Annotated in this window: 14 protein-coding genes; all 14 read left to right on the top strand. The window is 64.1% G+C overall.

Annotated elements, in window-relative coordinates:
• Positions 1-2,125: strawberry notch C-terminal domain-containing protein (locus ATO3_RS28030; RefSeq protein WP_198963375.1), on the top strand; the 2,125-nt coding region annotated here is incomplete at its 5' end.
• A gap of 125 nt (positions 2,126-2,250) precedes the next feature.
• Positions 2,251-2,637 (top strand): DUF6878 family protein, encoded by a 387-nt coding sequence (locus ATO3_RS28025; RefSeq protein ID WP_088653022.1) that lies wholly within the window; start codon positions 2,251-2,253, stop codon positions 2,635-2,637.
• A gap of 1 nt (position 2,638) precedes the next feature.
• Positions 2,639-3,079, top strand: a complete 441-nt coding sequence (locus tag ATO3_RS28020) for a DUF6915 family protein (RefSeq protein ID WP_088653021.1) — start codon at positions 2,639-2,641, stop codon at positions 3,077-3,079.
• Positions 3,079-3,357: a DUF5983 family protein gene (locus ATO3_RS28015; protein ID WP_088653020.1), complete on the top strand. Its 279-nt coding sequence runs from the start codon at positions 3,079-3,081 to the stop codon at positions 3,355-3,357. Before ATO3_RS28020 ends, ATO3_RS28015 begins: the two co-directional genes overlap by 1 nt.
• Before the next feature lie 81 nt (positions 3,358-3,438).
• On the top strand, positions 3,439-3,717 hold the full coding sequence (locus tag ATO3_RS28010) for a hypothetical protein (RefSeq protein WP_088653023.1): 279 nt from the start codon (positions 3,439-3,441) through the stop codon (positions 3,715-3,717).
• A gap of 117 nt (positions 3,718-3,834) precedes the next feature.
• The gene (locus ATO3_RS28005) at positions 3,835-4,563 is read left to right on the top strand and encodes a DUF736 family protein (RefSeq protein WP_088653019.1); all 729 of its coding nucleotides are present in this window, start codon (positions 3,835-3,837) and stop codon (positions 4,561-4,563) included.
• 217 nt (positions 4,564-4,780) lie between these two features.
• Positions 4,781-5,011, top strand: a complete 231-nt coding sequence (locus ATO3_RS28000) for a hypothetical protein (protein WP_088653018.1) — start codon at positions 4,781-4,783, stop codon at positions 5,009-5,011.
• A gap of 23 nt (positions 5,012-5,034) precedes the next feature.
• The gene (locus ATO3_RS27995) at positions 5,035-5,418 is read left to right on the top strand and encodes a hypothetical protein (RefSeq protein ID WP_088653017.1); all 384 of its coding nucleotides are present in this window, start codon (positions 5,035-5,037) and stop codon (positions 5,416-5,418) included.
• Complete coding sequence (locus ATO3_RS27990) at positions 5,402-6,154, top strand: phosphoadenosine phosphosulfate reductase domain-containing protein (protein WP_088653016.1); 753 nt, start codon at positions 5,402-5,404, stop codon at positions 6,152-6,154. The genes ATO3_RS27995 and ATO3_RS27990 overlap by 17 nt, the downstream gene beginning before the upstream one ends.
• Entirely contained in the window at positions 6,151-6,657 is a 507-nt protein-coding gene (locus tag ATO3_RS27985) for a JAB domain-containing protein (RefSeq protein WP_088653015.1), read from the top strand. Before ATO3_RS27990 ends, ATO3_RS27985 begins: the two co-directional genes overlap by 4 nt.
• A gap of 603 nt (positions 6,658-7,260) precedes the next feature.
• Entirely contained in the window at positions 7,261-8,343 is a 1,083-nt protein-coding gene (locus ATO3_RS27980; protein WP_158218088.1) for an endonuclease/exonuclease/phosphatase family protein, read from the top strand.
• A 4-nt stretch (positions 8,344-8,347) separates the two neighbouring features.
• Positions 8,348-9,145, top strand: coding sequence for a hypothetical protein (locus tag ATO3_RS27975; RefSeq protein ID WP_088653013.1), 798 nt, complete (start codon positions 8,348-8,350; stop codon positions 9,143-9,145).
• Between the two features lie 587 nt (positions 9,146-9,732).
• Positions 9,733-10,662 (top strand): DUF2493 domain-containing protein, encoded by a 930-nt coding sequence (locus tag ATO3_RS27970; RefSeq protein ID WP_088653012.1) that lies wholly within the window; start codon positions 9,733-9,735, stop codon positions 10,660-10,662.
• A gap of 588 nt (positions 10,663-11,250) precedes the next feature.
• Positions 11,251-11,499, top strand: coding sequence for a hypothetical protein (locus tag ATO3_RS27965; RefSeq protein WP_088653011.1), 249 nt, complete (start codon positions 11,251-11,253; stop codon positions 11,497-11,499).
• Positions 11,500-12,383 lie beyond the last annotated feature (884 nt).

Here is a 12,383-nt window from a genome sequence, read left to right as displayed (position 1 = left end):
CCTTCGCATTATCGCGTCCTCGCGATTACGGACCATCCATCACAATCTCGAGGCGGCGTTGACCGCGACCGGGGTCAATGATGTCTCCGGTCAGACCAACGCGTCGGCCGCCAAGGCCTCGGCCAAATCCCGGTTCGAGAGCACCAAGCAGCGGTTCTTTAACCACCTGCTGATGGGCATGAAGGCCCGGACCGTCATCCGTGCCATTGAAAATGATTTGGCCGAGGGATTTGCCTGCGTGATCCAGGTGGTCTCCACGGGCGAGAGCTTGTTGAAGCGTCGGCTTGAAGCGATGGACCCCGAAGACGAGCTGGTCGAGGGCGCGTTGACGCCTCGGGATTATGTGCTTTCCTATCTCGAACAGGCCTTCCCGATCCATGCCCAGAAGCTCGTGGAAATCGACGGGAATGTCGTGGCCGAACCGCTCCGGGATGCGAATGGCGCCCTGGTCGTCTCGCGCGAGGCGCTGGCCTTGCGCGATGCTGCCATGATGGAACTGATGGCCCTGGCGCCGATCCCCGCCGCGCTCGACCAGATCCTCTGGGCCTTCGGGGATGAGGTCGTGGCCGAGGTGACCGGGCGCTCCGTCCGTCCGCTGAAATCCAGCGACGGTGCCCTCTTCATCGAGAAGCGGTCCGCCAGCAGCAATTCCGCGGAAACCCGCGCCTTTATGGATGGCGAGAAGGACATCCTGATCTTCTCCGATGCCGGCGGAACCGGCCGGTCCTATCACGCCGCTCAGACGGCGAAGAACCAGAAGCGGCGGCGGCACTATCTGCTCGAACCCGGCTGGCGGGCCGATGCCGCGATCCAGGGGCTCGGGCGCACGCATCGCTCCGCCCAGGTCAGCGCGCCCTTCTTCCGGGTCTGCACCTCGGACGTGCATGGCGAGAAACGCTTCACCTCCACCATCGCCCGGCGGCTCGATCAGCTGGGGGCGCTCACCAAGGGGCAGCGCGAGACCGGCTCGCAGGGCATGTTCCGGGAGGAGGACAATCTCGAAAGCCCGATCGCCCGGGGCGCGCTCCGGGGTTATTACGCCGATCTCGCCGCCGGGCGTGCCGGGGCGATGAGCTATGAGCAGTTTACGGATTGGACCGCGCTCCGGCTGATCGATCAGGACGGAGTGCTGCTCGAAGAGCTTCCGCCAATCCAGCGCTTCCTCAACCGGGTGCTGGCCCTGCCGATCCACATGCAGAACGCGCTCTTTGCCGAGTTCATGACCCGGATTGCCGACCAGACCGAGCGGGCGCGGGCCGCAGGCACGCTCGATCTCGGCGTCGAAACGTTGCGTGGCGAGAAGATCGAACAGGTCTCGGGGGAGGATCTCTGGACCTGTCCGCGTTCCGGCGCGGTGACGCGGATCATCGGGCTCGAAGTGACCGACCCCGTCCATGTCCTCCCGGCCGAAGAGGCTTTGGACCGGAACCCCGACAAGCTGCCGATGATCAACCGCGCTTCCGGACGCGCGGCGCTGATCTCGTCGCGTCCGATGCAGATGTATGACGAGGAGATCGTCACGCTCATGCGCAAGGTCACGCGGCCGAGCGGGTCGAATTATGTCGAAGAAGGGAGGTTCGCCAACTCTGCCTGGGAGGAGATCAAGCCGCCGGAGTTCCTGCGCCTCTGGGACGAGGAGGCCGACAGCCTCCCCAAAACCACCACGACGAAGCTCTATCTGCTGACGGGGCTGCTGCTGCCGATCTGGAAGGACATCCCGTCAGGCAATGAGCGCATCTACCGAGTCACGCCCGAGGGGCGGGGGAGCATGATCGGCCGGACCGTCAGCGAGGACGGCGCCGCGGCCTTGCGTGCGCGGTTCATGGTCGGCACACCGAAAACCTCGCAGGACATGCTGACGGCCGCGCTCGGATCCACCGCGCCGGTCGATCTGGGCCGGGGTCTCACGCTCACCCGCCGCCGCGTCGCGGGCGCGGCCCGCCTCGAGATCGACGGGGCCGATAAGGGTGCCATCGAGGGTCTGAAGGCGGTCGGGTGTTTCACCGAGATCATCGCCTTCCAGCTTCGGGTCTTCGTGCCGCACGGGGAGGGCGTCGATACCGTCGCCATCCTCGCTCGGATCGTGGGGGAAGGGTCTCCAACCGCGGCGGAGCGAGCCGCCTGAAAGGGAAAGTGGGCCTTGGGTCGAGGGAACGCGGAAGGGTGCTTTGCCCCGTCGCGTTCCGCCGCCGTGGCGTGTCTCCAGACCCCTCGGCGCCTTCCCCAATCCCAGACAAGAGGACAAAACCCATGACCAACTCCGAGACCACTTTCGCCGAGACGATGGCAAAATGGCATGCCGACCGCGAAGCCGCCAACAAGGCCACCCGAAACGAGCTGCTCCCGCAATTGCGAGGCTTCGGCATCACCGAGGTCACCGCCGAATACGAAGGCTACGGCGATTCCGGCAATATCGAAGACGTAACGGTGCAGCCCGCAGGCATTGCGCTCCCTGACGAACTCTCCACGAAGCTCGGCGACTTCGCCTGGTCCGTCGCCTATCACCAGCATCCGGGGTTCGAGAACAACGAGGGCGGCTATGGCACGCTGACCTGGGATGTCACCGCCGACAGCATCGCGCTGGATCATGCCGACCGATATGTCGAGTGCTCCCACAGCCGTGACGAGGGTCTCTGACATGGCCCATCCCCTCCATCATGCCGAAAGCTCGGCCCGGAAGTTCGGCGGAACGCCATCCGACTATCAGGCCGTTCACGACTGGTTCGATGCCTCCAAGGAGCATCTCGCCATCTTCACTCACCGTGCTCTGCGCCATCACACGCAAGGTATCTTCGAGGCCGAACGGGTCTTCGGGCTTTCGCTCACCAACGAGGCGGGGCGTGAGATTCCCATCCGCTGGATCGGCGAGCAGCATGTCCGCGAAGACTGTCAGGGCCGCATCCCGAGCCTCGCCGACTGGCTCGGACGGATCCAGCCCGAGCCCTGGATGGCCAACGGGCATATCGACCGGCAAGCGCATGAACCCGTCGGCGATCCACGGACGACATGGCTGGGCGAGGTGGCTGGGGGCAAGACGATCCTCGGCCTCAAGGACTGGATGGAGGCGAGGGGATCTTGATGCGCAACGTTCGCAGGTTCTACGATTGCAGCACCGCACATCTGCCTGAACAAACCGTCCAGGCTATCGAGAACGGGCTCTTTGCCAAACCGCCGAGCATGCAGAATGAGTATGGCTGGCTGTTCTCCGTCCCTGAAACCCTCGCCGACATGCCTGAAGGCGTCGACTGCGACGCCTTCAGGGCGGTCATGGCGTTGGCGATGGATGCCGGGTGCGACTACGTCCTGTTCGATCGGGACGTCCCGCCAGCCCCCTATCTCGAGGTCTTCGACTGGTAGGTCAATCGCGGTTGCACAGAGGCCCGATCCACGGATCGGGCCTCTCTTGTTTCCAACACCAATACTGAAATGGAGATCCAGATGAACGTCGCGGAGATCAAGGCCGCCGTGGATGCCGGCAAATCCGTCCACTGGGCGAACGAGGGCTACCGGGTGCATCGGGACGGCCTCGGCCAATACCTCATCACCTTTGTGCCGAACGGCAGCACGATCGGGTTGACCGACCGGAGCGGCCGTAGGCTGAACGGAGCCGAGGCCGACTTCTTCATATCGGAACCGCGCCATGGTGCCGCGGCGGAGAAGGGGAGGGAAGTGCGCGGGGCAACGCCAGACACCTCTTCCAGCGCCGGGCCGTGCTGAGGGTCAGGAGAGAAAGGAAAGAGGGCTTTGTGGTTTTGCGATCCCATGAGGGGTCGAAAAGCAATCCCGCGTGCTCTGGCCAAGTGTCGGGCAGCGGCAAACCCAAGGAGAAGACCCATGTTCGCAGGAACCCTAACCAAGAACGCCGAGACCGCAGCCACCGCCTATTCCGGCATGATCCACTCGAGCCAGTTCGACATCGCGATCCAGCTCGAGACCCGGACGAAGATGTCCGAGCGGAGCCCGGACTTTGACGTGACCGCGGTGAACAAGTCGGGCCGCAAGGTGCGCATCGGCACGGCCTGGAACGAGACCGGCAACACCACCGGCAATCCGTACATCTCGATGCAGATCGATGTCGGCCTCGGGCCCTTCCGGGTCAACGCCGTGCAGACCAAGGAGGCCCGCGACGCGCAGAGCGGCGCGTACGAGATCATCCCGCTTGTGTCGAACGGCACAATGAAATCCGGCTCGATCTCGGGCGAACTGACAGCGATGGATGCCGACAACGCGTTCGCAGGCTACATCGCCAACATGATGTTCGACCTCGACTTCATGCTGATCGAGAACGAGTTCAAGACCGAGGAGACCCATCCCGACTACCGGATCGAGGTCAGCTCGCCGCGCGGCCACCCGATCCGTGTGGGTTCGGCCTGGATGGCGAAGAGCAACCGGACCGGGAACGACTATGTCTCGCTCCTCATCAATACGCCCGATGGCGATCTGCGGGTGAACGCCGTGCAGAACGAGGAGCAGCGGGGCGGTCAGACCTTCTCGATCATTCCCTTCGTCGAGAGTGCAGGCCAGGACCGGTCGGACAACGCCGGGCTCGCCCTGGTCGGCTGACAGGCAGCGACTGCTACAGAACCGGCGCTCCGGGCAACCGGGGCGCTTTCGCCCGTGCAGGCCTGATCCTCCTCCCATGAAACAGGCCTGACGGAGCGCTGTCGGCATGTCTCCAGTCGGCCAGCGTCCCCTGTCCGCAAGAGGCAGGTCCCGTGAGGGGAGCCGCGACAGCGCGGCTCCCCTCTTTTCGTATCACCCCATCAGTAGGACTAGACGCATGTTCAATCTCACCCGTCCCAAGCTGGTCACGCTCGCCGAGGCCGAAGGCTATGCCGATGTCGTGGACTTCCTGGAGGACTACGCGCAGTGCAGCGTCGTGCCCGCGATCTGCATTGCGCCCGATTGCGACCACACCGCCGAGCTCGAACCCGACCAGCGCGCGGGCTTTTGCGAGGTCTGCGGCCGCCCTTCCATGAAATCCGGCCTCGTCATCGCTGGCATGATCTGAGTGCCGAAGAAGGAGGGCTTCCCATGACACAGTATAGATACACCACGCCCGGCACGCGCCTTGTCTGGTCCGACGTCAGCCAGTGGGTCGATGCGGTTCACTGGATCGGCAGTCGCCAGTTGAGTGCGGCGCGTAACCGGGCCTACGCCGCCCATGCGGCGGCTCTGCCCCGCGAACTCATCGACCGCGAGACGCATGTCCCATCGCTCGAGACGGCGCTTCACCTCCTCAAATATGGACGTCCCAGTCTCGCCCGGCCGCAGAGAGGCCATCGCGCCGATCACCCGACCACGCCGGTCATCATGGATCTGATGAACCGTCTCGCCGTCCTGAAACGCCAGGACCAGATGCCCGCCGGGGACAACTGGACCGCCATGCTCGGAGGTTCCGATGCGCATTCCGACTGACATCACCGACATGATCGAGCGCGGCGCCCTCGTGGCGATCATCCATTCTGGCGGCAAGGACAGCCAGGCCATGACGATCAGGCTGGTCGAGGCCGGAATCCCGCGCGACCAGCTCCTCATCGTCCATGCCACCCTCGGCGACGTGGAATGGCCGGGAACCATCAGCCATATCAGGAAGACCACCTTCGGCCTGCCGCTGGTGATCGCACGACCCCGCCGGTCGTTCTTCGAGATGGTTCGGGCGCGGGGTATATTCCCCTCCCCGCGATATCGCCAATGTACCTCCGACCAGAAGCGCAGTCCGATCGAGCGCGAGCTGCGCCGCTATCTCGCGGCCAACCCCCGCTTCGCCGGGCGCATCGTCAGTGCGATGGGGATGCGCGGTGAGGAAAGCGCCGCACGCCGAAGCCGTCCTGTCGTCAGCTTGAACGCCCGGGGCAGCGTGGCGGGACGGACCTGGATCGACTGGCTGCCGATCCATGGCCTGACACGGCGGGAGGTGTTCGGCACCATCGCCGCGGCGGGGCAGAAGCCGCATTGGGCCTATGGCCGCGGCATGTCCCGTCTGTCCTGCAGCTTCTGCATCATGTCCTCCCTCGCCGATCTGCAATGCGCCGCGCGACTGAGGTCAGATCTCCTTTCCACCTACATCGCGCTCGAAGAGGAGATCGGCCACACCCTGCGTCCCGATGGGACGAGCCTCCGAGAAACGCTCAACCGATTGGAGGCCGCATGACCGTGCAAGACCCCAAAGAGATCGCCGAACGGACCGCACTCGGCTTTTCCGAAGCCGAGATCGCAACCATCGACGCCGCCCGCGCCATCCTGCGCAGGCACGCGCGCTCGACCGCAGCCTTGCAGTCCTGGACCATGCTGACTGACTTCCTGGCTCTGAACGCCGTCCACGAACGGGTCGAGGTGTTTCGGGTGCTGCTGCTGGACCGGAAGAACAGGCTGATCCGCGACAGGGTCATGAGCCGCGGCAGCATCGATCACGTCCCGGTCTATGTCAGCGAGGTGCTCCGCTCGGCTCTGGTTCTTGACGCCTCTGCCCTCATCCTCTGCCACAACCATCCTTCCGGCGATCCGCATCCCAGCCAGATCGATATCGATCTCACTCGAAAGATCGTGGAAGCCTGCAAGGTGATGGAGATCGTCATCCACGATCACATCATCGTCGGCTTCGGACGGGAGAAGAACGCCTTCAGCATGCGTGCTGCAGGGATGCTGCCCGACTAGTGCGATGAGCTTTCACACGACCAGGCATTTGGACCACTTTGAAAGGCCGAATTCTCCAGCCGCCGTGGCGAGGGCGAAAGTTGACTGCATGCGATATCCGTTCCCGTCTTGTTGATTGCGGGTCTACGGAAGTTTTGACATCGTTGGGTCCCACGACGTTTTCGAGGTCACGGACCGACATGGGGTAGGTCCTTTCGAGCGGAAACTCCGCAGCGAATAGATGCATCTCGTGATTGATAGCAGAGGTTTTCCGTTGTCCGCTGCCGCACGCTCGGCGTCACTCAATAAGCGACAATTATATATATTTTGACAAATCATATAGCATTGCATGAAGTGCATAGCTGCAATGCAGCATTTGACATTGTTGCGGCGCAGCATTTTGAGCTACCATTTCACTAAGGTTGGCCTCCTCTCCTCCTCCCTGGGGACCAGCTGACGGTCTGTGCCACACCTCCTCCCGTGGCGTGGGCGATAATATCAGACGCCGTCCCACCTCCCGGGATGGCGTCTTTCCTTTTTGTCTGCCCTAAAGCCTTCACAGGATCTCGGGTCGCGAAATCATCGAAACTGTCTTATCGTCGTCTCAGGACCAACGATTTTCCGATGATTTCAATTCCGAGAAGAGGGTTTTGGATGTGGGGTTTTCATTTCGTCTTTCCATGTTTGCTCGTGCCGACCATCGGTCTCGCGGAACCCTTCACGGTGGCCAGTTGGAACATCGCGAACCTTGGCGCTCCGGGCTCGGAACTGCGCGGGTTCGACCGCGACGCGGATGACTACACCCGCATCCGGGAGATCATATCATCCATCGACGCGGACGTGATCGCGTTCCAGGAGATTGGCAGCGTCGCGGCGCTGGAAGCGGTCCTCCCCGACGGGTACAGCTTCCGGTTCGAGACCCGCTGCTATGAGAACGCACAGAAATGCGCGGTGGATGCCGACGACATATACAACGCGATCGCGATCAGGGACACGTTCGCCCACGGTTTCTTTCAGATCGATGAGCTCGCCGTGCCGCATCAGAACGAATGCGGCGCGCCCGCGCGCCCGGTACGCGGCGGCGTGGGCGTCGATCTGTCGGTCGACGGGCGACGCTACCTGGTCCCGTCGATCCACCTGAAGGCAACCTGCAAGAACAATTCTGTCGAACCTGGCACGGAGGACGACTGTGCGACGCAGCGCGAGCAGGTGCGTCGCCTGCGCGCCTGGATGGACGCCCAGGACGACGATACGACGATCATCCTGGCGGGGGATTTCAACCGGCAACTCCTCGAGGGGGCGGACAACATCCGGGCGGAGTTCTTCCCGAACGTGCCGCAGGGGCACATCCTGCCGGGTGCCGAGACGCGCGCGTGTTGGTCCTCGTTCGCGTTCGATTTCGCTCGATTGGGCGAGGAAGCCATGGCGAATAACCCGCAGTTCGAGGCCGAGGGGCTGCGCCCATGGCTCTTCACGCCCCGCAGCAGCGCCGAGATCGACTTCTTCGTCGTGGAGAACCTCGCGGAAGGTGTGACGCTGAAGGCGGATCAGATCGAGTTGACGGGTGACTACGTGTTCCGCGATCCCGGCGCCGCGCTGACCCGATGCGACGGGAGCCTTCAGCCCTTCGCCGACGGGAAGGTCCTGACCTTTGCGGAAGCCTATCCGAGCGATCATTGTCCGATCGTGATGATCGTCTCGGAGTAGGCGGATGTTTTCAGAGAGTCTTGGCGGGCAGATTCTGGTCGGTGTGACAGTGGCCTCGATTGTGGGGATTGGCGGGTGGGTCCTGGGACGTGCGACCGCCCCTGCGGAGCCGCCGTCCCTCGAGATCACCCCCGAAAGCGTCACGGCACAGGTCGGGCTCGACACCGAATTCAACGCGACTGCGGATCCGGATGTGACGACACTGACATGGCGTGTCGCGGGGCAACCGGTGGGCCGCTCGCATGTCGCGCAATGCGATGCCGTGGCCGCGCAACTCATGTGCAGGTTCCTGGTCCCCGGTACGTATTCGATATCTGCCACGGCCACCACCGCAAACGATTTGGAGGTCACGAGGCACAGTTCCGTCTCGGTGGTGTTCCCGGACAGGTACTACACAGTCTTCATCCAGAACCCGGATCGACAGGTACGCAGCGATGCCTACCGGGTGTTGTTGCGTCGGATCGACTGGGTCAGGGTTCAGCAATCCATCACCCCCTTGATCCTGCTCTACGACCCGGACAAGGGCCGGAATGTGTTCGCAGCCGACACGGTCTTTGACCCGGAGTTTGAGGGCGTGGACGTGTTGCAGGGCCTTAAGCTGCGGATTCCGAGGTTCGCGGAACCGGCGCGCGGCCTCGTCGTCAGCGCGCTGGAGGCGCTCGGCGTCACCGTCACCGAGATTCCCTATGCCGAGGCGATCCTGTCGATCGAACGAGGCGCGGTCGATGGCGGCTTCGTCACCCTGGGCGATCCCACGATCGATCTGCTCGACGCGGACCTCGGGGACATGCGGGCGGAGTAGCATAGCAAGTGGCTTGATCCCTGATGTCCGCCACATGTCTTCCTAAGCCTTACGGCCTCCCCCGCTCGGTACGCCAAGTCGCAGGGGAGAACGGCCCTTCGGTCCGTCGCGCATTCGGCCATGCGGCCTCACCGCGGCGTAGCACCCGGCGTCCCGGTTTGCCCGTCTCGCGAGCACGTCGCCCCCCGGCCGCTCCGCCGGATTGCGCTCCGGTCTGTTTTGGCCGGAGGCCAAAACGATCCCGCCGCTCCATCCGTCTCCCGCGTCCGGTCGCGCCCTTTGCCTGCTCGCGTCGGGCAAACCTACCGTCAACACACACACACATGAGTGCGGAAGCATATCCTCCGGATGGCCCCCAAATCAGCCCGCGTCAAGGATCGCAAAACTTTTCGGCGAGGGCGGCGGGGGTGAAGAGGGCAGTCCAGTGGTCGATGACGCGCCTGTGGTGGGCGATGCGCCCGGAAAACTTTTGCGCCCGGCGCGCCGGCGGCTGCGCCGTCCCTGACCCGGACAGATTCGGTGAACCAGACGTACGGCCATGCCACCACACTCCCGTGGTGGTTCCTCGAACATCTGGAGACACCAACATGACTTACGAGAACGCGAACGCCTACGAGACCATCGAACTTTTCGGCCTGACGGAGAAAGGCGCGGAGCTGCCGATCCCCGACGATCACATCCTGACTGACAGCATCACCCGCGAGACTTTCGAGGCCCTGCTTGGCCAGCTGCGCGGCACCGGTCTTGAGGCCGAGATCGAACCGCTCGCGCACGGGCTCGCCACGATCCTGCAGCGCCGGAAGATCGCTCTGGGCAAGGAGCTCGACCGCACCGCCGACAAGATCGGCGCCCTGGCAAAATCCCACGACGGATCGGAGATCGCCGAGACCGCGCTCGAAGAGGCGCAGGTCCGCTTCCTGCAGGTCCGCGAGATTGTCGGGGCCATCGAGGTGATGAGCGAGGCGGCGGCGGAATGCTACGAGGTCGAGACCGGCCATGCCTTCATCCCGGCCGCGGGATCGCGCGCCAGTGCTCGCGCTCAGGAGACCGGAGCGGTCTTCGAGGCCCGGCAGTTGCTAGAGCAACATGATCGTGAAACCGCCGCGAAGTCGAAGGTCGAGGGGGTTCCCCTGATCGTCTCGGGGGCGACCGACTGGACCGATATCGACGTCATCTTCTCGACACTCGACAAGGTTCGCGAGCGCATCCGGCAGAACCGCAACCAGGAGATATTCCTCTGCCACAAGGGTGGCAAGCACGGGGCCGAGATGATTGCCGCCCGGTGGGCTCGGGCGCGAGGCGTTGCGCAGGCGCGCTTCGATCCGCGTTGGTCCGCACATGGGCGGGCGGCACCCTTCAAGTGCAACGACGAGATGCTGGACGACAAGTTCGCCGCGACCGGGGTCGTGCTCTTCGGTGGCAACGGGGTCGCGCTCAACCTCGGACAGAAGGCCGAGGCGAAAGGCCTGACGGTGATGCGGGTCGCCGATCCGGCGAAGAAGACGGCAGACGAGTGAAAGAGAGAGGGTCGCGCGCGGCGCGGCCCTTTCGTCGTTTTCATCTGCCTGCCCGTAAACTGGCGGTCTCCTCCGCACAGTAAGCCAAGTCGCGGTGGAGATATCGGCCTGAGGCCGATCGCGCATTCGGCCATTCGGCCTCACCGCGGCGTGGCACCTGAGGATCCGGTTTGCCCGTCTCGCGAGCAGGTCGCTCCCCGGCCGCTCCGCCGGATTGCGCTCTGGTCTCATTTGCGGGGCAAAACGATCCCGCCGCTCCATCCGCCTCCCGCGTCCGGTCGCGCCCCTTGCCTGCTCGTGTCGGGCAAACCTGTCGTCAATCACACACATGAGTGCGGAAGCATATCCTCCGGATGGCCCCCGAACCCGCCCGCCTCAAGGATCGCAAAACTTTTCGGCCAGGGCGGCGGGGGAGGCGAGGGTGGTCCAGTGTTCGATGACGCACCTGTGGTGGGCGATGCGCCCGGAAAACTTTTGCGCCCGGCAAGCCGGCGGCTGCGCCGTCCCTGACCCGTACGGATTCGGAAACCAGAAATTCGGCCATGCCACCACACTCACGTGGTGGTTCCCCGAACATCTGGAGTTGAGATGATGACCAACGAGAACAAGACCGAGGACGACCTTTGCCGGCACTGCGACCGCACAGGCACGTCGCCGCCCGGAACGGCCACCGGGAAGGACCATCACGATAATGGCGGCTATGTCGTCCCCTGCACCGCCTGCGGCAAAGACGCGTTGCGGACCGATTGGGAGACCATCGATGGCGGGAGTGTCAATTTCCACTGGCGCGAGGTCTGTGCGCATTGCGGGCATCTCAGCGAGTCTCTTTTCGCCTGAAGAAAGCCTTTCACCGGGCGGACCCGTTGCCCGGTGATCCCTCTCTCGAAACCTTCCGCGTCACCGATGACTGCGACACCATCCACGAGAGCAGTCCCGCCCGGCCTGGGCCGGGCGGGACTGCTGCACTATTCAACTGTCTGTGGCCCCTCAGTCAGACGCAGATGACATGAAGGTCGGTGATGATCGGTCGTCGGTCATGACGGGCCCCTGCCGGCGGTTGCACCGCCGTCACCGCGCTCGCAGGTTCCGGCCGTGCCGGCCTCCACCCGGAACACGAGGCCTCTGGCCACGCTGAGCGGCATACCCCGGCGGCGGTCTCCTGACGGAGCCGGCCGCCGGGGTTGCCTTCATGCGCGCCAGAAACCCCGCGATCCGCCCGTCCGGGTGCAGATCGCTGGGGCGGGCGCAGCGCAGCAACCGCGCCGCCCGATGACGGCGACCCGTCCGGGCGGGCAACACTGCTTCCAGACCCGCGGATGCATCACCGCCCCGGATGATCGCGAGACCGGCGATGGGGATGCTGAGCTTGAGGCAGACGATCGCGGACGTTCCGATCGGGCGCACGCGAACCATCGCGCCGACGCGTTGGATGAGAGGGGCGCGGACCTGGTCAGGTCTGACATAACTCGACAGGACCGAAGGCGGCTGAGGGGCGGGGTGCACATCCGGGTCTCCCCTCTTTGCTCATAGATGTGGATCGCACGGGGGCGGGCGGTCCGTGCCCTCCGCTCACGCTCCGGCAAACACAAATACGGTTTCCACGCGCGGAGCGCGCGGACCCTCCGCATTTGTGTTTGCGGACCTCCCTTTTCCCCCGTGCCGGGTGATCCCCATCGCAAAAAGGAGGGGGTATGAATGTGTTGTGAACGACCAAACGCCCT

The sequence above is a fragment of the Marinibacterium profundimaris genome (assembly GCF_002210095.1).
GTDB lineage: Bacteria > Pseudomonadota > Alphaproteobacteria > Rhodobacterales > Rhodobacteraceae > Marinibacterium > Marinibacterium profundimaris.
Note: the sequence above shows the minus strand (reverse complement) of the source record. Positions and strands in the feature narration are given on the sequence as shown.